This window comes from Streptomyces sp. NPDC059668, from assembly GCF_042734135.1.
GTDB lineage: Bacteria > Actinomycetota > Actinomycetes > Streptomycetales > Streptomycetaceae > Streptomyces.
This window is the reverse complement of the sequence record NZ_JBHWEL010000018.1, coordinates 82,086-103,409: the sequence shown is the minus strand read 5'-3', so window position 1 is coordinate 103,409 and position 21,324 is coordinate 82,086. Positions and strand designations below refer to the sequence as shown.

Below are 21,324 nucleotides of genomic sequence, written 5' to 3'. Positions count from 1 at the left end.
CCTCCAGAGCAGGACATGCGAGAGGGAACGAACGATGGACACGACGACGCTGGCGGCCTTCCTGGCCGTGGACCTGCTGCTGGTCTTCACCCCGGGTGCGGACTGGGCCTACGCGATCGCCGCCGGCCTGCGGAGACGTTCGATCGTCCCGGCCGTCACCGGTCTGATCGCCGGCCACGCGGCCTACGCCCTCGTGGCCGTCGCGGGCCTGGCAGTCGTGGTAGCGAGCTCCCCGACCGCGCTCACCGCCCTGACCGTGGCGGGCGCCGGCTACCTGCTCTGGCTGGGCTGGGGCGTTCTGCGACAGCCGGCCGTGCCGACAGCCGCCGGAGAAAGTGCTGACACCTCCCGGCTGCGGGTCATGCTCAAGGGGGCCGGGATCAGCGGCCTGAACCCCAAGGCACTCCTGCTGTACTTCTCGCTCTTCCCGCAGTTCATCCACCCTGCCACGGGCTGGCCGGTGGCCGCGCAGACCGGCCTCCTCAGCGCGGTGCACCTGACCGCGTGCGCAGTCGTCTACCTCGGCGTCGGTGTCCTCGCGCGGACGGTTCTGAGCACGCGCCCCCCGGCCGCCCGCGTCGTCACCCGGGTGAGCGGTGCCATGATGATCGCCATCGGTATCTTCCTGCTGGTGGAACGCCTGGCCGGCTGAGGAACCCGCCCCGCTCCACCCGACACGGATCCGAAGGAGCGCACGCACGTGGAAGACCAGCAGGAACGGACGAGCTCCGCGGTGCGCAAGCGCATCCAGGACAGCTTCGACCAGCAGGGACTGATGTCCCACCTCGGCGCACGGATCACTCACATCGGGCCCGGACGGGTCCACATCGTGCTCCAGGCCCGCCCCGAGGTGACACAGCAGCACGGCTACATACACGCCGGCGCCACCAGCGCCATCGCCGACAGCGCCGGCGGCTACGCCGCGCTCACTCTGTTCGACGACGAATCCGATGTCCTCACCGTCGAGTACAAGATCAACCTCCTCGCACCCGCCGTCGGCGACCACCTCGAAGCCATCGGCACCGTCATCAGACCCGGACGCACCCTGACCGTCTGTCAACTGGAGGTCTACGGCGTCCAGTTCGACGGCGCCCGCAAGCTCGTCGCCAACGGCCAGCAGACCCTGATCCGCGTCGACAGGCCCGCCGCATGAGCCACCAGACCTCCAACGCGACCCTGCCGTCCTGGCTGACGTGGTGGCAGCGGCCCTTCCCTGACGCCAACACCCTCTTGCTGCCCGGACGGCAACCGGCCCTGGTCGACACAGGCTTCGTCGGCCACGCCGAAGAGACCGCCGCCTGGGCCCGCGCACACGCCGGCGCCATCGACCTGGTAGTCAACACCCACTGGCACTCCGACCACGTCGGCGGCAACGCCCTCCTCCAGGCCCAGGGCGCCGCCATCGCGGCCGGAACACCGGAGGCCGACGCCATCACCCGTCGGGACCCCGGCTGTTGCGGGGCCGAGTACCTCGACCAACCCGTCGCCCCGTACACCGTGAACCTCCCGCTCGACGACGGCCAGGTCCTGCAACTGGGCGACAGCGACTGGCAGGTCGTCCGCACCCCCGGCCACACTCCGGGCCATCTCGCGCTGTGGCAGCCGGAGGAGCGGATCCTCGTCGTCGGGGACGCGCTGTCGGACTACGACGTCGGCTGGGTCAATCTCGCCCTCGACGGCCCCGAAGCAGCGACCACCGCACTCGCCTCCCTCAAACGGATGGCCGACCTCGACCCCCGCCTGATCCTCCCCTCCCACGGCCCGATACCCACCGACCCCGCGGCCGCGTTCTCCGCCGCCCTTCGCCGGGCGCAGCGACTCGTCGACGACCCCGCCGGAACCGTCTGGTACGGCGCCCGCCGGATCTTCGCCTTCGCCCTGATGATCCGCGACGGGCTCCCGGCCGACGAGGTCGAGCCGTATCTCCACGCCCGCGCCTGGCTGACCGACGCCGCCCACCTCCTGGCCGTGACCCCCGAGGCCCTCGCCGGCGAACTGGTCACGAGCATGCTCCGCAGCGGTGCCGTCGTCCTGCGCGACGGACGCGTCCGGGCCGCCACCGGCCACACTCCTGTGGCGCCGGAGGCATTGCGCGTGCCGTTCCCGCGCGCGTGGCCTGCGAACGAGGCGCGCTGACACCTGCTGGAACGGGGGGTGGGTGATCGGCCTCCAGCCGATCGCCCGGCCGCCGCGTCACCCGTGGAGTCGCGTCACCCGTGAAGTCCCGCCACCCGTGAAGTCCCGCCACCCGTGGAGTCGTGTGCCGCCTCGCGCAGTGCGCCGTGTGTGCACTCTGGTGTACCTCGTCACGATCCGCGCCGGCCGACCCGCGGGACTGCCACCTACCTGACACTGCGACTGGGCGGTGGTCAGCGGGCATCGTCCGTGCCTCAGCCGCGAGACGTTGCACCAGCGTATGGGCCCGGACCCGCGTCTGCTTCCCAAGCCCAAGCGGCCCAAGCGGGCCCAAGCAGCCCAAGCGGCCCAAGCGGCCGAAGCGCCCCCGCGCCGCACGTCTGGCGTGTCACCTCCGCCCAGGCTCACCGAGCAGAGCGGCACTGCATGGAGTAGACCGGTGTAGGAATCCTGAGTCGGCCGGTCCAGGAAAGGTTTCATCATGCCTACCGACCTCATTCACTGTGACGCGAGCGAACTCGCTGAGCTGATCCGTACCGGCAAGGTGTCTTCTTCCGAGGTGGTGCAGGCGCACCTCGACCGCATCGAAGCCACGAATCCGAGGCTCAACGCCATCGTCACGCTCGCCCATGGTGCGCTGGAGGCCGCGAGGGAGGCGGACGAGAAGCTCGCGGCGGGCGGCGAAGTGGGGCCGCTGTACGGCGTGCCCTTCACCGCCAAGGACTCGTTCGACACCGCCGGAGTACTCACCCAGCGCGGTTCACCGATCTTCGCGGGGCGCATCCCGGACACGGACGCCACCGCCGTGGCACGCATCAAGAGAGCCGGAGCGATCCTCCTGGCGAAGACCAACCTCCCGGAGTTCTCGTACTGGATCGAGACCGACAACCTCCTGACGGGCCGGACGAACAACCCCTGGGACCTCAACCGCTCGCCCGGCGGTTCGAGCGGCGGGGAGTCCGCGGCGATCGCGGCCGGGATGTCGCCGCTCGGACTCGCGAGCGACCTGTCCATCTCGGTCCGCGGGCCGGCGGCCGACACCGGTGTCGTGTCCTTCAAACCGACGCACGGCCGCATCCCGATGACGGGGATCTGGCCGCGGGAACCCCGCCGCAACTGGCACGTCGGTCCCATGGCCCGCAGCATCCGCGACCTGGCACTGGCATATTCGTTGCTGGCCGGTCCCGACGGCGCCGACGGCTTTGCCACCGCCCCGCGCGAGTTCGATACCGGCCTGGGCGCCTCCCCCGACCGGCCCCTGCGCGTGGGCTGGCTGGTCGACTCGGGACTCGGTCCGACCGACGCGGAGGTCGCGGCGACCGTGCGGGCGGCCGCCGACGCCCTGCGGACCGCGGGAGCCCGGGTCGACGCCGTGGACATCCCCGCTCTCGAACGGAACAATCCCCTCGAAATCTGGACCAAGCTGAGCACCATGGAGGTGAAGGCGGCCTTCGCGGAGGCCACCGCGGGTCATGAGGACCAGATGTTCAGTTACTCCAAGTTCTTGGCCGGCATGCCCGACACGTCGATGGAGGACTACGTCGAGGCCGAACAGGGCGTCGAGCGGCTCCGCGACGGTTTCGCGGAGTACTTCCACCAGTACGACGTCCTGCTGCTCCCGGTGACCACGATCCCGGCGCACGGGCATCAACTCGGGGAGTTCACCATCGACGGCCGGACGGTGGGCCCCTTCCACGTGTCGTCGACGACCGTCCCCTTCAACCTGACAGGACATCCAGCTCTGTCGATGCGATTCGGTACGAGCAGCGACGGCATGCCGATCGCTGTGCAGGTGGTGGCCAACCTGCACGCGGATTCGACGGTCCTGCACGTCGCCTCGCTGCTGGAGACGCTGAGCCCGGTGCGCGACCAGCACCCCGCCCTCTGACGACCGGGATGTCCTCGACGGTGCCGGTGTGGCTGGTGGCGGTGGTGGAGGCGGGCCCTGGTTGTCGGTCGTACAGAAGCGGGCGGCTCCGCCGGTGGCCGCACCGATCAGGGCTGCCCGCGGGCACACCGCGTCATTCCGAAGGAATGCGGAACTCGAATTCGGGACGGTCCCACGGCACGGCGGGCGGATTCGCGAACGCGGTCCCGGTCCTCACCGCGCCGACGCGGTGGTAGAAGCCCTCGGCGGGAAGATGCGACACGACCTTGAGACGGTCGAGCCCGGCGGCACGGGCCTCGGACTGCATGTGCGCCACGAGCAGGCGTCCGATACCCCGTCCCTGCGCTTCGTCGGCGACGAACAGCAGGTCGAGCTCCGGTGGCGCGAGGACGAGCGAGTAGAACCCGAGGACCTGGCCTCCGTGCTCGTCGGCGCCGACGGCCACGAAGGTGCGATGGGCCTCGATGTAATCAGGGCCGACCCGGTAGCCCGCGACCGCGGCCGCGTACTTGCCTTCGTAGGCGCCCGAGCCACGCACGAGCCGCGTGAGTCGTTTGGCATCCCGCGCGACGGCCCTCCGTATCGTGATCATCTGGCTGATCGGGGCCCTGCGTGAACTCATCGGGAGAGTATTTCGCACCCGGGAGTGTTTTGGCGCGCCGGGTCGGCCACAGGCGCGCGCAAACCGAGCACCGCCCACCTTCACGCGCTCCGCTCGCGGCCATGTCCGGACGGATGCCTGCCAGCGGAGTCTCCTCACGAATGAGCTACGGCGTCGTCCCGCAAGTACGCGAACAGTGACCGCACGTCCTGCGGGTCGTCGCCGATCGTGGTGAAGGAGAGGATGGCCTGCAGGGCATGTCGGGCGAGGTCGCCCGTGGCCTGGACGTCCTCACCGGCCGCGCGGGCCCAGCCGGACATCATGGTCATCGCGACCGAGGTCACATGCGAGACGGGGCCCGCCCGCCACTGCGTCAGCGACTCTTCCTGTTCCGCCCCGTCCAGCTGGGCGATGCCACCGGCGACGAGCACCATGGTCTGCAGTCGGCTGGCGCCGTACTGGGCGACGAGCTCCGCGAGCGGCCGCTCGCCGTGCCCGCTCTGCACCAGGACGGCCAGTGCGTCATCGTCACCGGCCCACGCCGCTTCGAGTGCGGCGACCGCTCGCATGACCTGGTCTGGAGACAGCTCTGGTGGCATGGGCCACACCGTAACCATCCCGGCACGAATCCTCGGTGCGCCAGGGATCGGAAGTCCCCTGTACGGGTCAAGGCGAGGATCCCGCGACCAGGCGTCCGGCCGCCGCACGCCGCGCTGCCACGTCCGCCGGCCGGCCGGTTTCAGGGCGGGACCGGGACCGGGGCCGGGGAACGGGCCGGTGCTGAAGTCGTCGTGTCGTACCCGGGCAGCGAGGACGTGGTGGGGAGAAGGGTGCATCAGGTGGCGGCTTCGCAGCGCAGACTCGCCGCCTCGTCCCCGATCTCCCGATAGGCCCGCGCCGCTCGCAGGTAGTAGCGGTGTCCGTCGTCATCGAGCAGGGCACCCAGCGTCTCAAGGGCTTCGGCCTGCCGAAAATTCGGCTGGAGCGCATCCATCAGTCCCACCGCCTCGATGAGTGCGGTGACCGCCTCCGCGCGGCGGTCGAGACCTGCCAGGCATTGCCCGATACGCATCAGCGCGTACGGACGGCACTGCGCGGCGATGGTGGGAGTCATCCCCGCTCCCTCGTCGTCGATCAGTTCGAGCGTCAGGCGGTACTGCTGAAGGGCTTCGGCGAGGCGTCCTCCGTTCCGGAGACAGTGGCCAATCTGCGACAGAGCTTGCACGTAGGCGTCGACCTCCCCGGCAGCCCGGAACATCTCCGCCGCTGTCGTCGCGGACGCCGCGGCTTCGTCGGGCCGTTCCAGCGCGAGCAGGGCACGTGAGGTGTAGTCGTGTGCCGCGGCGACCTGAGTCGTGGCGCCGCTCAGTTCGGCCAGCTCCAGGGCCTGTGCGGTGCGGCGGAGCATGGCTTCCGGGTCGCTGGGTGGCACCCAGTCGACCCAGGCGAGGTAGTTGAGCTGCGTCGCCTGTTGCGCCGTATCGGCGAGGGCGACGGCGGCGTCCAGGCCGAGGCTGAAGACCTCGCGCCAGTGAGGGGCGTGCGCCCAGCGATCGGAGAACCAGTGCATCGACTCGGCGCAGTCCAGGACGAGTGAGTACTCCTTGGCGGCTGTCCCGGACCGCAGCGCCCCCAGCCAGTTCTCCACGTTCGCCCGCAGCCACTCCTCGGCCTCCTCCGCACTGCCGAGCGTGGGGAAGTCCGGGTCGGGCCGGCCGTATCCGGGCTCGAACCAGCGCCCGGCGGCCGTCGCCGTGCGCAGCAGCCAGGAGGTCACCCGCTCCGGTGCGGCCGCGGCGTCGTCGCCCTCCTCCGTCCGGAGCCGGTCCCGGGCGAACAGCCGGACGAGGTCGTGGAACTGGTACCTTCCCGCCGCGCCGTCCTGGAGCAGGCCGAGGTCCACGAGATCGTCCAGCGCCGCCCAGGTGTCCCCGAGCGGGAGCCCGCCAGCGACCGAGGCCAGCGCGGCGTCGAAGTCCGGCCCCGGTATCGACGCCAATCTACGGAAGACCTGCTGCGCTGAAGGTGCCAGCTGGTCGTAGGACATCATGAAGGCGCCCGCGATCCGCAGATCCCCCGCCCTGAACTGGTCGAGGCGGTGTCCTTCGGCGGCGAGCCGGGCGGCGAGTTCGCCGGCGTCCCAGTCCGGCCGGCTGAGCAGCCGATTCCCGATGATCCGCAGTGCGAGAGGCAGGCCCCCGCACCTTTCGGCGAGCCTGGTGAGGGCCGCGTCGTCCACGGCCCGCCCGTGCAGGATACCGGCCAGCAGATGCGTGGACTCCGTCAGCCCGAGCGGCCCGAGGGCGAGCCTGCGCACGCCTTCCAGGCCGGCCAGCAGCCGCCGGGTGGTGACCAGGGCCCGGCTCCCGCCTCCGCCCGGCAGCAGCGGGCGTACCTGTTCCTCGGACCCGGCGTTGTCGAGGATGACCAGCATCCGGCGGTTCCGTATGCGCGACCGGTAGAGCGAGGCCCGCTCCCCGGGGTCCGAAGGGATCCGGCGGTCGGGCACGCCGAGGGTGCGCAGCAACGCTCGCAGGGCCTCGGGGACGGGCAGCGGCCGTTGCGAGATGCCGAACAGGTCGAGGAAGACGACCCCGTCGGGGAAGCTCGGCGAGAACGCGTGTGCGGCGCGGACGGCTAAAGTGGTCTTGCCCAGTCCGGCGGATCCGGTGATCAGGCCGACGACGCCGACGCCCGGCGAACTCTCGCTGTAGACGAGATCGCTCATCCAGATGAGTTCCTCCGAGCGGCCCGTGAAGTCCTCCACGGCCCGGGGCAGGTCGTGGAGTCCGCCCGCGGGACGGTTCCAGTGGTCCCCGAGCCTGCCGTCGCGGGCCAGTTCCAGAAACCGGGTGCGGGCGTCGCCGTCGAGCGCCAGCGTGTCGGCGAGCGCGGTGACGGTCCGGTGCTGCGGCCCCTTGCTCCGGCCCCGCTCCATGTCCGACAGCGTGCGGACGCTGACCCCCGACCCCTCGGCCAGCTGTTCCAGCGTCAGACGCGCGGCACGCCGGTGCCCACGCAGTACCTCACCGAAGCCGTTCTGCGTAGCGATGGGACACTCCTACGGGCCGGGTACCTGTGCGAGACGAAGTCCCATGATGGAAGCCCGCACCCGCGCAGACACGGACGACAGTGAACCCCGGCCAGGACCGGAGCGCACCGCCGCGGCTACTCGCCCTGCCGCAGTTCCCGTGGGCTGACCCCGTATTTCGCCTTGAACGCCCGGTTGAAACCGCTGAGGTCGCCGAATCCCGCGTCGAACGCGAGCGTCGAGATCGGCCGGCCGGCGAAGCGCGGGTCCAGCAGCCGCATCCTGACCCGTTCGAGCCGCAGGTCGCGGATGTAGTGGGCCACCGTCTCCCGCTCGGGCTCGAACAGTTTGTGCAGATACCGGGTGGAGATACCGAACGCGGTCGCCACCCGGACCGGATCGAGTCCCGGGTCGGCCAGGTTCCGGTCGATGTGGTCCTTGATCCGCAAAGGCAGGGTCCGCCGCAGGGAGCCGGTCAGCCGCCGGCTCTCGGCGAGAGGCTCGCTGAGCAGCGCGACCAGCAGATCGTTCGCCAGCGCGAGCGCGCCCGCGCTCCGCGACCGGCTCAGCTCGTCGGCGTTCCCGGCCAGATCCAGCAGCGCACGGCGGGAGACCCCGGCCAGACCGGTGCGGCCGTCCACCCGCCGGGCGGCGAGCCGTCGTTGCTCCTGCTCGCTGAGCCGCACCAGGCGCTGCGGAAACGCGAACACCCACAGGTTGAAGGGTCCGGTGAAGTCCAACTCGAATCCGCGACGCGACTCGAGGACCACGCAGTCACCGGGGCCGAGCCGGGTCCGGTGGTCGCCCTGCGCGATCCCGCCCACCCCCCGCACCTGCATGCCGAGCAGGAGGTAGTGGGCGTCGGCATCGTCCACGAGCCGCTGCGTGCGCGTCATCGACTGCGCGGTCGCCGCGATGTCCCCCACCGCCAGCCCGTCGACCTCGTAGGCCCGGACCCTGCCGCCGATCGTCTCGCCCGGCCGTCCCGAAGGCTCGACCCCCACGAAAGTCCGCGTGCACGCGTCGCGCCAGAACTCGGCCCGGTCATCGGCGACAACCCCGTCAAAACTCAGCACGACCGGCATGGCGCCAGTTTACGGTCGCGCGCGCCGCCCCGTTGAACCCGCGTACGTGGGACCCGTGCGGCTGCTCCGCCCGGCCGGGGGAGTCCTTACGGGCCCGGTCGGCGGCGAAGCCGGGACCGCGCCCTGGAGTCGCCCATGCCGGTGCCCGAACCGCGGGCGAACCTCAAATCTGCCTGCTGTTCTGCGTGTTCACGCACGCTCCGGCTGACTTGGATGAGTGCACCGGGCAGGTGCAGCGCCTGTCCATCCGGTCAGGAGAGGCCATGACGGCAATCCAGAACGTCGTACTCGTGCACGGCGGTTTCGTGGACGGATCAGGCTGGCAGGGTGTGTACGACCACCTCAGCGCCGACGGCTACCAGGTGGCCGTCGTTCAGAACCCCACCCTGTCGCTGACGGGCGATGTCGCCGCCACGCAGCAGATCCTCGACGGCCTCGACGGCCCGGCCGTCCTGGTCGGTCACTCCTACGGCGGGGTCGTCATCACGGAGGCCGGCAGCCACCCGAACGTCGCGGCGCTCGCCTACATCACGGCGTTCGCCCCCGACAAGGGCGAGTCGGTCAACACCCTGATCGCCGACCCGCCGCCGGGCGCGCCCGTCCCGCCGATCCTCCCGCCCCGGGACGGGTACCTGTTCCTGGACCGCGAGAAGTTCGCCGCCTCCTTCGCGGCCGACGTGCCCGAGCAGGTCGCGGCGTTCATGGCCGACTCCCAGGTCCCCTGGGGCATCGCCGCGCTCGAGGGCACGGTCACCCAGCCCGCCTGGCAGACCAAGCCGTCCTGGTACCTGGTCGCCACCGAGGACCGGATGATCCCCCCGGCCGCCCAGCGCGCCATGGCCCAGCGAGCCGGGGCGACCGTCTCCGAGACGCCGGGCAGCCACGCCGTCTACGTATCCCGTCCGGCCGTCGTGGCCGCCGTCATCGCCCAGGCGGCCCAAGGACTCAACGGGCAGTCGTGACACGCGGCGGGCACCCCCGCACCGCGTCACCCGACGGCCGGGCCCAGACCCCTGGGGTGATGCCCGGACGTCCTGCACCACCCCGTCCTCGACACCTACGACCCGAGGAGTCCCCGTGAACTCCAAGCCCTCCCGCCGCACCGTGCTCGCGACCGGTGCCGCTGTCGCAGGCACGGCAGCCCTGGCAGGCCCGCTCACCCGGACCGCGTCCGCGGCCGACCGCCACACCCCCAAGGCCAAGCCGACCATCGTGCTGGTCCACGGCGGCTACGCCGATTCATCCTGCTGGAACGGGGTCATTCCGGCCTTGCAGAGCAAGGGCTACACCACGATCGCCGGGTCGAACCCGCTGAGAGGCATCCCCACCGACGCCCCGTACATCGCGAGTCTGCTGGACTCCATCAGCGGCCCGGTCGTGCTGGTCGCACATTCCATGGGCGGAACCGTCATCACGAACGCCGCCGCCGGAAAGAGCAACGTCAAGGCACTGGTCTACATCGCCGCGTTCGTACCGGACGTGGGCGAGACCCAGGGCGAGCTCATCGACAAGTTCCCCGGCAGCGAGGTCCTGCCCGTGAGCGTGCCGGTCCCCTACACGAAGCCCGACGGCACCACCGGAACCGACCTGTACCTGAGCAAGGACGGCCAGGCCGCCTTCGCCGCCGACGTGTCCACAGCCACGTTCAGACTCCTTCAGGCCACTCAACGGCCCTTCGACGCCGACTCCTTCACGTATCCGACCCAGGCCGCCGCGTGGCGGACGATCCCGTCGTGGGGGCTGGTCGCCGGCAAGGACAAGGCGATCCCGCCCGCGGCCGAACGCTGGATGTACAGCCGCGCCAACTTCCGCAAGGTCGTCGAAGTGCCGAACTCGTCCCACATCGCGATGATCAGCCACCCGGACATCACCACCCGCCTCATCGAGGACGCCGCCCAGGCGACCTGCTGACACCCCGCCACCCCGCCCCGGCCCGCACCACACGGGCCGGGGCACGATCGACTGGCGGGGTGCGCGTGAAGCCGGGGGTGGGGGTTCGCCGATCGCCAACTCGCTCAGGTTCCGGCTGGCTTGCGGGCCAGGAGACAGGCGTGCGGTCTGTTCACGCGTCCGCCCGGCTCCTGCTCCAATCGCGCGGTGACGACGAGCCCGGCCTGGCTCAGCAGGTCGACCATGCGGCCCAAAGGCAGAAGGTACGACTCGTAGGAGACCGGACGGCCATAGCCGTGGGTCGGTTGCAGCCGTTCATCGCCGACATAGTCTCCCCAGAGCAGGTAGCCGCCGGGCGCGAGCGTCCGGTGGAATTCGGCGAACACCGCCGGCAGCCATTGCGGGGGCGTGTGGTGGGTGGAGTACCAGGCCAGGATGCCGCCGAGTTCGTCGTCCCCCGTCTCCAGGGCGGTCATTGAGCCCTCGGTGAACCGCAGGTCCGGATAGGCCTGGCGGGCCAGCCCGATCATCTTCGGTGACAGATCGACGCCGAATGCGGACACCCCCAGCGCGGCGAGGTGCGCCGTCACCCGTCCGGGACCGCACCCCAGATCTGCCACCGGCCCCAGACCGGCTGTCCGCACGAGCTCGGCGAACCCCGCCAGCATCGCGCGTGACAGCGGGTCCATCTCGGCCGGCGGCGGGACGCGTTCGACGTAGTCGGCGGCGACCGTGTCGTACGACTCCCGGACCGCGGTCAGAAAGCAGGGCTCGGTCATGCGGGCGACCCTAGACCAACCAACTGACAGGCCGTGGCACGGCCATGGCGACCTGCCCGACAGCCAGCTCTGCGGGCCCTCGGCCGCCATGTCGACCTGGCGCACCCATGCGATCAGCCAGGCGGTCACAGCCCCTGAGCCTGGTTCAAAGTTCGCCCGTTCCTTGCCTCACCTGGCGTGATCTCAGCCGTTGCGAACCTGGGGGAGAAGCTCAACGGCGCCAACACAGTGGGGTTTGCGCCGCCACGGACAGGGTCGCTGTCGCCTCGCGTGCGTTGGGCCGGGTGATGGACAGCCGGCGCCGTGGCGGCAACTGAGGGTGCACCCGGGGTCGCCGAGTGAGGACTTCGCGGAGCCAATGCCATGAGGCAGGCGTCGGCTGTTGCCGGTGGAGGGCTGTTCAAGCCGCGGTTTGGGGTTTCTCCGTCACGCATGCGGTCAACGGGAGGACTGCAGAAGCAGATCTGCTCCTCGTTCGCCGATCATGATGGAGGGCGCGTGGGCGTTGCCTCGCGGCAGATCAGGCATGACGGACGCGTCGATGACATACAGTCCCTCGATGCCACGCACTTTGAGAGCCGGGTCCACCACGGCATCGGCGTCCGTGCCCGCTCGGCAAGTTCCCGCGGGGTGATTGATGGAGATCAGGCTGTCCCGTACCGCTTGCAGCAGCACATCGTCCCTGTCGGACGTGGAGACGGCCGCCTTCCCGAGGTAGGGCCGCAGGGCGGGGGCGGAGCCGATGCCGAGGGTTCGACGCGTTCCTTCGACGAGCAGTTCACGATCGGCCTCGCCGGAAAGGTAGCGGGGATCGACGAGGGGCTTGGCCGAAGGATCCGCAGAACGCAGTCTGATGGTGCCCCGACTCTCGGGCCGGAGCAGTACCACCAGGCAGGTGAAGGTCGGATCGGGTCCGCCGGTGAAGTCCATGACCATGGGGATGAGTTGGATGTCGGGTGCAGGGGCGTCAGCACCGCAGCGCAGGAAGGCGGCAGCTTCCCCCATCGGCGATGCCAGGGGACCACTACGCGAATCGGCGTACAGCCGCTCGTTTTCGGGGGTGAAGTCCTGAATCCACGTGTCTCCGTGGATGACAGGCCAACGGATCATCGCCGCGGGGTGGTCGTGCAGATTGCCACCGACTCCAGGCAGATCATGTGCCACTTCAATGCCCAGTTCTCGCAGATGCTCGGCCGGTCCCACACCGGAAAGCATGAGTAGTTGTGGCGTACGCATCGCACCCGCCGAGACCACCACCGAGCTCGCGCCCACGGTCACCTCCCGTCCGGCGGCATCGGTGAAGACCACGCCCCTTGCGACCCCCTGGTCCAGCACGACGCGCTGGACCAGGGCATGGGTGTGAACAGTCAGGTTGGGCCGGTGCTGAGCCGGGTGCAGGTAGCCGTGTGCCGCACTGTTGCGCCGGCCGGACCGCACATTGCTGTACTGGAGTCCCACACCATCGAGTTCCGCGCCGTTGAAGTCCCGGTTGAACGGGAGGCCGTTCTCCACACCGGCAGTGATGAACGCGAGAGACATCGGATTGATGTCCTTCGCAGTCGTGACCGCGATCGGCCCCCCGGTGCCGTGCAGTGGCGAGGCCCCTGACTCATGGTCCTCGCTGCGCCGGAACCTGGGCAGGACATCGGACCATCCCCAGCCCCGCATGCCCTTCGAGGCCCAGTTGTCATAATCCAGCCGGTGCCCTCGATACCACGCGAGGAAGTTGATTGCACCGCCACCGCCGAGGGTTCGGCCGGCAGAGATGGGGACCTCACGTCCGCTCAACTCCGGTTGAGGGACCGTCATATCGCACCAGTCGTACTCGCCACGCAGAAGATGGCCCGCACCGCGGGGCGCGAGAATGTCGGGATCGGTGTCCGCGGCTCCTGCCTCCAGGAGCAGAACAGTGCGGTCCGCACTTTCACTGAGCCGCCCTGCCACTACAGAGCCTGCCGCCCCACCGCCCACGACGACGTAATCGTAATGATCGCCGAGAGCGTCGCGACCGCGAGATTTCGTGCGCATGCCAATCATCTCTTCTTGTGCGTAGTGTCCTGCGTCAGCAGTCGTTCGGCCAACGGGAAAGTCTCAAAGCCCTGGCGACCGGTATCAGGAATTCGGGGTCCCATCGGATCATCGCGATCAGAAGATCGGCGATGAACCACTGCCAGTAGAACGCCGACGGAACTCACATGGCAGGGCATGTTCCGGTCAGCGGAACGGAGCCCCGGAAAACCCCGTGTCCGCCGCCCTGCTCGGCCGCCCCGTGGACCTGTCTCGCCGTCGAGTGCACGTCCGGACAGACGACCTGGTTGCCATTTCACCGTCCCGCGACAGACCCAATCGTCGATGCTGCGGGCACCCGCGACCAGTGACATTCGTTCGCGTCCGACACGGCATCGGATCCGTTGCAGGCTCCGGCCGACTGCGCCTTCTCGTGCGTCGGCGGCCCTCTCCCGCCTCGATCACCGTTCGGTGGATCCAGGCTCAGTACTTCAGGCGGCGCATGTCGGTGAGGATCAGGGCAGAGGTCTTGTCCAGTAGACGTTTGCAAGGTTCCAGATTCACGCCCCTGGACTGCGCCAGCGTGAGGATCGCCATGTCGCCGGAGGCCAGAGCGAAGGGCATGGCGAGACAGTCGCACCTCGGATCGGCCTCGCTGTACTCGGCGGCGAGTCCGCCCAGGTTCAGGGCGTGCCAGATGGCGGAGGCTGGATGTTCGGCGCCCCGACGTTGCTCGGAAGCGGTCATGACGGCACCGATCCGGGGTCCGTAGGACCGGGAGAGCGGGTTGAGCGGCTGTCCCGGCGACTGGGTGTAAAGGAACAGGGAGGCGCCCGTGGTACGGGTCAGTGCGCGCATACGAGGATGCGCGACGCCTGCCAGGTCCGACCGGTATGGGGCTTGAGGGAGGCCGTTCAGTCCCACCCCGATCGCCCATTTGTGGTCCCGGTGCTCCACGACACCCTCCTGAGCCATCTGCTCGAGAAGGCGGTGGGCTGTCGTCTTGGGCAGCCCCGTGCTTGCCGCGAGGCTGGTGACGCCGACCGGACGCTGGGCCAGGACAAGGGCACGTACAAGCGCGAAAGTGCTGTGCACCACACCGTCGTTAGGCCTTTCGCGACCCGACGGTAGATCTTCCATCATCCATCGCCCCCTTCGACTGCCTCAAGGAAGGTAAGCAAGACGCTTAAATAATACTATGAATAAATTGCTCTCTTTTCTCGATCCATGAGTCAACGTGCCAAGATGTGCGAGCCCGGTGGCGTGGCCGTTGCCGCCACCGCCGTCATTCGGTGCCGCTCGAGTGCCTGCCGTCGTGATCAGTCCCTAGTCACCGTCCAGGGCGCTCACCATGCCGGTTTCGCCCCTGCCGCTCCACGTCGCCGTAGCCGCCAGCGACGGAGTGGAGCGGCCTATTTCCGGAGCTGTTCCGCTCACCGGAATGCGCAGTTGAACGATGAGGATACTTCGCCTATCCATGAATACGGAGATGCTTTCCGTAATGGTGGAGGCCTCCCGAACACCAAGCGTCGAGATGGGAACCGCATTCGCGAGATTTTTCGTCCAAAGGAATTTGTCAAAGACTGGGAGAGATGGGGCCGACATGGGTCTTCTCTGTGATGAGCGTTGGAGTGGCAAAATCTTCACCGGCAAGTGGAGAGTGGCCGGTGGTGGAGAGATCTCCGTGACCGAGCCGGCCACAGGACTTGAGATCGGTAGCGTCGGCCGTGCAGACGCCGCCGACTTGGATCGATCGGTGGCACAAGCCAGGGATGCGCAAGTCTCCTGGGCTGCACGGCCGTTCGGCGAGCGGGCCGGCATCCTGCGAAGGGCGGCTGATCTGTGGACGCAGTATTTCGAAGACGTCCAGTACTGGCTGATCCATGAAGCGGGCGGCGTTCGACTCAAGGCGAAAACGGAGTTGACCGCTGCTGTCCGGGAGTGCCACGAGGCTGCCGCGCTACCCTCCCACGCCTTGGGCGAGGTCATCCCGTCCGAGACTTCTCAGTTGAGTATGACAGTTCACTCACCTGTCGGCGTTGTCGGTGTCATCGCACCGTTCAATATGCCCCTTTGGCTGTCGATCCGTTCTGTGGCGCCGGCCCTTGCCCTGGGCAACGCCGTCATCCTCAAGCCCGACCCGCGGACTCCAGTCTCCGGAGGTGTCGTCCTCGCGAGGATCTTCGAGGAGGCGGGGCTGCCGGCCGGGCTCCTCCACGTACTCCCCGGGGGTGGGGACATCGGTTCGGCTCTGGTTTCGCACGCTGGTGTGCGGGCCATCTCGTTCACCGGCTCTACGCAGGCCGGCCGTGCGGTCGGTGCGCTTGCCGCGCGGCATTTCACCCGTGCACACCTCGAACTGGGCGGAAACAACGCACTGATCGTGCTCGGTGATGTCGATCTCGACCGGGCCATGAGCGCGATTTCCTTTGGAAGCTTCTTCAACCAGGGGCAGGGCTGCGTGATCATCGGCCGGCATCTGGTTCACGAGTCGATCTACGACGAATATGTGACGCGGCTTGCTGCGTCTGCATCGGAACTCGTGGTGGGCAACCCGGAGTCGGAAGCGGTGGCACTCGGGCCAATCATCGATGCCAAGCAGCGTGACAAGATCCACTCTCTCGTCTTGAGCAGCGTTGCGGCAGGCGCCCGACTGCTCACGGGAGGAATCCATGATGGACTTTTTTATCGGCCTACCGTTCTCGCTGACGCCGGGCCCGGTATTCCGGCCTACGAAAACGAGGTGTTCGGCCCGGTCGCCTGCGTCACCCCCTTCTCTACCACTGACGAGGCCGTCGCGTTGGCGGCTGGCACCGAGTTTGGACTCGCGTTGGGAATCTTCACCGATGACGTCGCAGCCGGCCTTTCAATTGCTCAACGCATTCCCGTGGGAATGGCTCATGTCAACAATCAGACACTGGTGGACGAAGCTCATGCTCCCTTCGGGGGGATGGGCGCGTCGGGAAACTCGGCACGCTTCGGAAGTGCCCCGGCGAACATCGAGGCATATACGGACACCCGGTGGATCACTGTTAACTCACAGGTTCCGAGCTACTGGAGTTGAATGTGTGATGTCGGTCAGCCCTGTGTGATCAGGGGGTGTCCTGGTCCCAGCTGCGACCCGGTCCATGACCACGCCGTCTGCGTCGAGCTCCACCTCCGGGTCTGCACTACCTCTGACGGGTCAGCATCCTCGGTCGTAGATCGCCCGCAGCCATGGTTCCCTGACGGCCGGCATCCGCGCGAGCGTGTACCGGAACGCCTCACTGGACGGCTGGAACGGGTACCACGAGTGCGGCGGCAGCGGGTCGTCCCGCTCCACACCGGCCGGCAGCCCGCCGACCACCGGCAGCCGGGTCCGGTGTGGTGGGAAGGCGAGCTCGGCCCAGAGCATGGCATCCATAGGTACCGGCACCGCCCCGGAACGCGGCTGCCACACGTCTCCGGTCTGTGGATGGACCGGCACCAGCACCAGGTCAGTGGCCGGCTCGCCGAACCCCGGTCCCGCCAGGTCCAGCCGTTTCGCACCTTTCCCAGCGGGCAGCAGCGCGCCGAGTGCCCGGCCGAGGAGCTCCGCGACCGGCCCGGGCGCCACCTCGACCGGCGCGCCCCCGGCGGCCACCACCACCTGGGCGAGGGCCACGCCCGCGGGGATGTCCTGGTACTCGCGCAGTCGGTGCCACAGCGCGCCGGTGGCCATCAACTCCGCCCAATCCATGATCGGCCGCTCCGGCGGGCCAGACAGCCGCACCACCGCCTGCGGGACGAGCCGGACGACCTGCCAGCACCCGCAGTCGTCCATCCTCGTTCCAACCGGCAGATCGCAGCCCAGACAGGCAAGGTTCGGCCCGTCCCTCCCATCGATCCCCATGCAGTAGCCCCCGGTCCGCCCGAGGATCAGCCCGGTGCCGCGCATGTCACCGGGCGCGAGGAGGACGGTGTCCGACGGTCCGTCGGACAGCGCGCGGGACGGCGCGAAGCGCCCCCGCTCGGCCGCCTCGAGCGCCCCGACCTCGTCCCACTGCCGCCACGGCGGCCCGTACGGGGCGGGGTCCACGGCGTAGGTCCCGGCCTCCAGCAGTGGCGGGTGCAGCGTCTCCCAGTGGGTGTCGGCCAGGTGGATCGGCAACGCCACCTCCGACACCGCCGCCGTCAGGACCGCGCCGCAGCCCGCACACCCGAACACCGCCAAGCTGTTCCCTCCCACCCTCGAAGTCCCTGCATCCCACCAAGCAGGCGGACCGGGGAGCAAGGGGTTTTCAGACGACGCTGGACGCCCGGCGGACAGGCACAGCGGGGCTCGACAGTGGCCCGGTGGCGTTCGGGTCTCTGCACTCCCGCAGCGGCTTGGTGAGGTGAAGACGGATGTTGTCCCAGGCCGACACGATCGGGGCGCCGAGCTGGATGCTGGCGCGGACGAGCAGGTCGCGTAAGCCCCGCCAGCCGAAGCCCTTCGGCTCGTTCGTACGGCCCCGATACTCGCGGACGAGGTGGATCAGCGGGAACCTCTCACCGAGTCTGTAGCAGGTCCTGCCTGCCATCGACACACGTCCGGAGCCCCGGCAGCCGCCATGCGCCCTCCACCGTGTGGCTCACGTGGGACAAGGGGCTGATCAGCGTCTTCACCCGTGTCAGCGTCCACTTCTGGTCGGCCCAACCATGGACCAGCGGACCGGAAGGCCATTCGCCTGCGCCCATCCGGGCGACTCCGTGCCTCAAGCGGAGGTGCCTGGATCGCGGAGCCGTCGGCACGTGGTGAAGCTGGGATGCGTCCATCGAACGCATGATCGTCAGGAGGGCGACAGCTGTGTCCCAGGATTCTCTGCCGGCCATTTCCGGCCCCCCGCAGTTCGCCCTCCGCGCGAGGAACGAACCCGAGAGTGACACGTGGTTCACCATCGGCCAGGCGTGGGAGTTCCAGGTCGACGGCGGCCCCGCATACCAGCTCCGGGTCACGATGACGCCGGTGAACTGGGACGGGGAGCTGCTCCTGATGCCGATTCCCGGTCAGGAGAAGGACCACGCGGATGGAGCACATGGACAGGCCTCGGCCGAGGCGGAGGGAAACCGGTGAGTGCTCAGGAAGCGACACAGCCGACGACCCGCACGACGCCGGAGGACGTCGACGGAGTCCTGAACTTCCTCTGGCTCGAATTGACGAACCGCTGCAATCTGCGGTGCGTCCACTGCTACACGGATTCGCATCCGCTCAGCGGCGACCGGGACGTGCTGACCACTGCTGACTACGGCTCGGTGATGGGCCAGGCCTATGACCTGGGCTGTCGTCGGATCCAGCTGATCGGGGGCGAGCCCCAGCTCCACCCGGCCTTCAACCAACTCATGCGCCGCAGTGTGGACATCGGCTTCAACTTCGTCGAGGTCTTCACCAACCTCACCACGCTGGACGAGGAGACCCTCGCATTCTCGGCCGAGAAGGGAGTCCACTTCGCGACCTCGGTCTACTCCGACGACCCCGCTGTGCACGATGCCGTCACCACCGTGCGCGGCAGCCACCGACGCACCGTGGCCAACCTCCGCCGGCTCGTCGAGAAGGGTGTGCGGACACGAGTGGGAGTCATCGCGGTGAAGGGGGACGCCGAAGCCGCGGAACGCACCAGGCAATTCCTGCTCGACCTCGGTGTCGACGGCTCGGTGCGGACCTCCGAGGTGCGGGAGTTCGGCCGGGGGCAGGACCTTCTGGGACAGCCCGCGAGCCTCTCGGGCCTGTGCGGTCACTGCTGGAACGGCAACCTCGCCGTCGCGCCGGACGGAAAGGTCTTCCCGTGCGTCATGTCCAGGGACTGGGCTGTCGGTGACGTTCTGGACCAGACGCTGGAAGAGATCCTGCACGGTGACGAGCTCGCGCGGATCCGCCGCGAGATCCACGACACGGTGTGGAGGGAGAAGACCGCTCCTACCTTGTGTCCCCAGTGCTGTGTGCCCGATCTCTCGTGTCCGTGCGAGCCGCTGCTGTGTACCCAGTCGTGCGAACCTCTGCCGACAGTGCGGGAATTGTAGAGAGCGGTGCCCGTTCATGGGCTGGGTCATGTGCCGAAGGGTTCCTTGCTCGCACCACCCAAGCTGGGAAGGGGGCCCGGCTCGTGCGGCAATGGCGTACGAGCCGGGCCGGCTTCCCCGTACCCACCTCTCCGCGATCTTCCTGGTGGGCCTGCTCGTGAACCCGTCTGATCAGCCGGTCCTTGGCCGACCCGGTCGTTGCTCTTGTCAATGGGATGATCCTGTCCCCTCCGGTACGCCTGGCGACGCCACGTGTGCCGGATCGCCGGTGACCGACGAGGAAGACGAAGGATCGATGACGCTGAACGTGGGCCAACGGGTGCGGCTGGCGACGGATCTCCGGTTGGCCGGGTCGGTGACCCCGGCCGAGGAGCCCCCGGAGGAGACGGGTGCCTTCGCCGCTTCTCTGTCCCTGGCGGCGGGAACCGCCGGCACCGTCGAGCGTGTGGACGAGCACCACCGGCAGCAGAGCCACGAGGTCCGTGAGTACTTGCGCCTCAAGTCGCTCCTCGACGACTACGGCCACCAGATGCCGTCGGCGAGCAGAAAGCAACTGGGGGAGCAGGTGGGGGCCTTGGAGGAGCAATGGGTCGCCTACCAGCGACGGATGCTCCGCGTCACGGTCCGCGTCCGGCTCGACAACGGATTCGTACTCGACGATGTTCCCGAGGAGGCCTTCGCCTCCGCCTGACCAGGCGTGGGTGGGGGTGCTCGCCTTCCGCGTGCGGGGCTGCCGGCCGCGCACGCACCTGGCTCCCCTCATCAGACCCCCTGGAAACGACCATCTAGGCTGGCGTGGTGACTGATGAGCAGGAGCGGGTGCAGCCGTCGGGAGTGTGGGCCACGGCCGTGGGGGTGGCCAGGGTTCGGGCGCTGGAGAGCGAGCGGGAGAACGCGCTGTTCCGCGACCCCCTGGCGCAGGCCTTCGCCACCGCCGGCGGCCTGTGGCCCTCCTCGCCGCCGCTGCCCGGTGACGAGGCCACGCGACGCCGTCGGCTGGGCGTGGTGTTCTCCATCGTCATCAGGACGAAGTTCCTCGACGACCTGTTGCAGCACGCCTCCGCGTCCGGGGTCCGGCAGGTCGTGCTGCTCGGCGCCGGGATGGACAGCCGGGCCTTCCGGATGGACTGGCCCGAGGGCACCCGGCTGTTCGAGGTCGACACCGCCGCGCCACTGGACTTCAAGGCTTCGGTCCTGCGCCAGGAGCGTGCCGTCGCACGCTGCGAGCGGATCACCGTCGCGGTGGACCTGCGTGAGGACTGGCCAGGCGCGCTGGCCGCCGCGGGGCACGACCCGGCGCTGCCGACCGTGTGGATCGCCGAAGGACTGCTGATCTATCTGCCCGAGGACGCCGTGGAGTTGCTGCTGGCCCGGATCAGCGCGCAGTCGGCGGCAGGCAGTCGGATGGGGCTGACGTTGGGATCGCGCGGCGTGATCGAGCGGTTTGGCGCCGACGCCGAGCCGGGATCGGCGGCGTCCATGTGGGTCTCGGAGATGCCCGACGACCCGGTGGGCTGGCTGGCCGGGCACGGCTGGGAGGCCGACAGCCACACCCTGCGCGAGCGCGCCGCCGCCTACGGTCGTCCGATCAACACCCCGCCGCAGCAGGAGGAGCGGCCCGGCGGACTGATCTCGGCGGTCCGCCGGTAGAGCACCTCCCGGCTCCCTGGACGATCGATTTCCCGGGGCTCTCGGCCGGTCGCTGCCGTGCCTCGTAGGAACCGGTGTCGCGGGCCACCAGGCGCCGAGGGCGGCCGGCGAAGGCGAGCCTCCCGTCCGGCGGAACGAACGAGATGCTCTGCGCGACGGGCGGCTGCTTCGCGACGCGGATGCTCGGACGGATGCCGGCCGGGCTCCGGGACGCCCCGCCGAGGTCAATGCGGTCGAGC

20 protein-coding genes and 1 pseudogene are annotated in these 21,324 nt (G+C 69.1%); 11 read left to right on the top strand and 10 right to left on the bottom strand.

All coding sequences use genetic code 11. The features are described from left to right. The first annotated feature begins 34 nt into the window (after nt 1-34). From ACFV2J_RS16145 to ACFV2J_RS16130, 4 genes are all read left to right on the top strand, one after another. Nucleotides 35-652 (top strand): LysE family translocator, encoded by a 618-nt coding sequence (locus ACFV2J_RS16145; protein ID WP_385082436.1) that lies wholly within the window; start codon nt 35-37, stop codon nt 650-652. A gap of 123 nt (nt 653-775) precedes the next feature. Further along, complete coding sequence (locus ACFV2J_RS16140) at nt 776-1,153, top strand: PaaI family thioesterase (RefSeq protein ID WP_385082450.1); 378 nt, start codon at nt 776-778, stop codon at nt 1,151-1,153. Beyond that, a complete protein-coding gene (locus ACFV2J_RS16135; RefSeq protein WP_385082434.1) occupies nt 1,150-2,136 on the top strand; it encodes an MBL fold metallo-hydrolase in 987 nt (328 codons plus the stop codon). Before ACFV2J_RS16140 ends, ACFV2J_RS16135 begins: the two co-directional genes overlap by 4 nt. A gap of 481 nt (nt 2,137-2,617) precedes the next feature. Beyond that, a complete protein-coding gene (locus tag ACFV2J_RS16130) occupies nt 2,618-4,024 on the top strand; it encodes an amidase (RefSeq protein WP_385082433.1) in 1,407 nt (468 codons plus the stop codon). 133 nt (nt 4,025-4,157) lie between these two features. On the opposite strand, the gene ACFV2J_RS16125 is transcribed toward ACFV2J_RS16130, so the two are convergent. The 4 genes from ACFV2J_RS16125 to ACFV2J_RS16110 form a co-directional block, all read right to left on the bottom strand. Then, on the bottom strand, nt 4,158-4,646 hold the full coding sequence (locus ACFV2J_RS16125; RefSeq protein WP_385082431.1) for a GNAT family N-acetyltransferase: 489 nt from the start codon (nt 4,644-4,646) through the stop codon (nt 4,158-4,160). 134 nt (nt 4,647-4,780) lie between these two features. Beyond that, on the bottom strand, nt 4,781-5,224 hold the full coding sequence (locus tag ACFV2J_RS16120; protein WP_385082429.1) for a hypothetical protein: 444 nt from the start codon (nt 5,222-5,224) through the stop codon (nt 4,781-4,783). A gap of 236 nt (nt 5,225-5,460) precedes the next feature. Further along, nucleotides 5,461-7,647, bottom strand: a complete 2,187-nt coding sequence (locus ACFV2J_RS16115; protein ID WP_385082449.1) for a helix-turn-helix domain-containing protein — start codon at nt 7,645-7,647, stop codon at nt 5,461-5,463. Nucleotides 7,648-7,793: 146 nt separating this feature from the next. After that, nucleotides 7,794-8,741 (bottom strand): helix-turn-helix domain-containing protein, encoded by a 948-nt coding sequence (locus tag ACFV2J_RS16110; RefSeq protein WP_385082427.1) that lies wholly within the window; start codon nt 8,739-8,741, stop codon nt 7,794-7,796. A gap of 263 nt (nt 8,742-9,004) precedes the next feature. On the opposite strand from ACFV2J_RS16110, the gene ACFV2J_RS16105 reads away from it, so the two are divergent. Beyond that, complete coding sequence (locus ACFV2J_RS16105) at nt 9,005-9,703, top strand: alpha/beta hydrolase (protein WP_385082426.1); 699 nt, start codon at nt 9,005-9,007, stop codon at nt 9,701-9,703. A gap of 115 nt (nt 9,704-9,818) precedes the next feature. Next, a complete protein-coding gene (locus tag ACFV2J_RS16100; RefSeq protein ID WP_385082424.1) occupies nt 9,819-10,652 on the top strand; it encodes an alpha/beta fold hydrolase in 834 nt (277 codons plus the stop codon). 104 nt (nt 10,653-10,756) lie between these two features. On the opposite strand, the gene ACFV2J_RS16095 is transcribed toward ACFV2J_RS16100, so the two are convergent. From ACFV2J_RS16095 to ACFV2J_RS16080, 4 genes and pseudogenes are all read right to left on the bottom strand, one after another. After that, nucleotides 10,757-11,410, bottom strand: a complete 654-nt coding sequence (locus tag ACFV2J_RS16095; RefSeq protein ID WP_385082423.1) for a class I SAM-dependent methyltransferase — start codon at nt 11,408-11,410, stop codon at nt 10,757-10,759. A gap of 438 nt (nt 11,411-11,848) precedes the next feature. Continuing rightward, nucleotides 11,849-13,438, bottom strand: a complete 1,590-nt coding sequence (locus ACFV2J_RS16090; protein ID WP_385439186.1) for a GMC family oxidoreductase — start codon at nt 13,436-13,438, stop codon at nt 11,849-11,851. Between the two features lie 462 nt (nt 13,439-13,900). Beyond that, entirely contained in the window at nt 13,901-14,275 is a 375-nt protein-coding gene (locus tag ACFV2J_RS16085; RefSeq protein ID WP_385082452.1) for a hypothetical protein, read from the bottom strand. Between the two features lie 102 nt (nt 14,276-14,377). Next, nucleotides 14,378-14,557: pseudogene (locus ACFV2J_RS16080) on the bottom strand (helix-turn-helix domain-containing protein); the annotation flags it as partial. 463 nt (nt 14,558-15,020) lie between these two features. Between ACFV2J_RS16080 and ACFV2J_RS16075 the strand changes: the two are divergent. Then, nucleotides 15,021-16,481, top strand: a complete 1,461-nt coding sequence (locus ACFV2J_RS16075; protein ID WP_385082419.1) for a benzaldehyde dehydrogenase — start codon at nt 15,021-15,023, stop codon at nt 16,479-16,481. A gap of 120 nt (nt 16,482-16,601) precedes the next feature. On the opposite strand, the gene ACFV2J_RS16070 is transcribed toward ACFV2J_RS16075, so the two are convergent. Together ACFV2J_RS16070 and ACFV2J_RS16065 are read right to left on the bottom strand one after the other, a co-directional pair. Then, nucleotides 16,602-17,609, bottom strand: coding sequence for a hypothetical protein (locus ACFV2J_RS16070; RefSeq protein WP_385082417.1), 1,008 nt, complete (start codon nt 17,607-17,609; stop codon nt 16,602-16,604). A 67-nt stretch (nt 17,610-17,676) separates the two neighbouring features. Next, nucleotides 17,677-17,958 carry a hypothetical protein gene (locus ACFV2J_RS16065; RefSeq protein WP_385082416.1) on the bottom strand — a complete coding sequence of 94 codons (282 nt, stop codon included), beginning with the start codon at nt 17,956-17,958 and terminating at the stop codon, nt 17,677-17,679. Between the two features lie 266 nt (nt 17,959-18,224). On the opposite strand from ACFV2J_RS16065, the gene ACFV2J_RS16060 reads away from it, so the two are divergent. From ACFV2J_RS16060 to ACFV2J_RS16045, 4 genes are all read left to right on the top strand, one after another. Further along, nucleotides 18,225-18,491: a hypothetical protein gene (locus tag ACFV2J_RS16060; protein ID WP_385082415.1), complete on the top strand. Its 267-nt coding sequence runs from the start codon at nt 18,225-18,227 to the stop codon at nt 18,489-18,491. Further along, complete coding sequence (locus tag ACFV2J_RS16055) at nt 18,488-19,435, top strand: radical SAM protein (RefSeq protein WP_385082414.1); 948 nt, start codon at nt 18,488-18,490, stop codon at nt 19,433-19,435. Before ACFV2J_RS16060 ends, ACFV2J_RS16055 begins: the two co-directional genes overlap by 4 nt. A gap of 268 nt (nt 19,436-19,703) precedes the next feature. After that, entirely contained in the window at nt 19,704-20,126 is a 423-nt protein-coding gene (locus ACFV2J_RS16050) for a hypothetical protein (RefSeq protein ID WP_385082413.1), read from the top strand. A gap of 107 nt (nt 20,127-20,233) precedes the next feature. Next, nucleotides 20,234-21,085, top strand: coding sequence for a class I SAM-dependent methyltransferase (locus tag ACFV2J_RS16045; protein WP_385082411.1), 852 nt, complete (start codon nt 20,234-20,236; stop codon nt 21,083-21,085). Nucleotides 21,086-21,324: the final 239 nt, after the last annotated feature.

Coding starts and splice junctions, on each gene's coding strand:
- ACFV2J_RS16095 (WP_385082423.1), bottom strand. CDS start 11,410: ATGACCGAGCCCTGCTTTCTGACCGCGGTCCGGGAGTCGTACGACACG.
- ACFV2J_RS16065 (WP_385082416.1), bottom strand. CDS start 17,958: ATGGCAGGCAGGACCTGCTACAGACTCGGTGAGAGGTTCCCGCTGATC.
- ACFV2J_RS16110 (WP_385082427.1), bottom strand. CDS start 8,741: ATGCCGGTCGTGCTGAGTTTTGACGGGGTTGTCGCCGATGACCGGGCC.
- ACFV2J_RS16105 (WP_385082426.1), top strand. CDS start 9,005: ATGACGGCAATCCAGAACGTCGTACTCGTGCACGGCGGTTTCGTGGAC.
- ACFV2J_RS16140 (WP_385082450.1), top strand. CDS start 776: ATGTCCCACCTCGGCGCACGGATCACTCACATCGGGCCCGGACGGGTC.
- ACFV2J_RS16075 (WP_385082419.1), top strand. CDS start 15,021: ATGGGTCTTCTCTGTGATGAGCGTTGGAGTGGCAAAATCTTCACCGGC.
- ACFV2J_RS16125 (WP_385082431.1), bottom strand. CDS start 4,646: ATGAGTTCACGCAGGGCCCCGATCAGCCAGATGATCACGATACGGAGG.
- ACFV2J_RS16090 (WP_385439186.1), bottom strand. CDS start 13,438: ATGCGCACGAAATCTCGCGGTCGCGACGCTCTCGGCGATCATTACGAT.
- ACFV2J_RS16135 (WP_385082434.1), top strand. CDS start 1,150: ATGAGCCACCAGACCTCCAACGCGACCCTGCCGTCCTGGCTGACGTGG.
- ACFV2J_RS16130 (WP_385082433.1), top strand. CDS start 2,618: ATGCCTACCGACCTCATTCACTGTGACGCGAGCGAACTCGCTGAGCTG.
- ACFV2J_RS16145 (WP_385082436.1), top strand. CDS start 35: ATGGACACGACGACGCTGGCGGCCTTCCTGGCCGTGGACCTGCTGCTG.
- ACFV2J_RS16120 (WP_385082429.1), bottom strand. CDS start 5,224: ATGCCACCAGAGCTGTCTCCAGACCAGGTCATGCGAGCGGTCGCCGCA.
- ACFV2J_RS16085 (WP_385082452.1), bottom strand. CDS start 14,275: ATGCGCGCACTGACCCGTACCACGGGCGCCTCCCTGTTCCTTTACACC.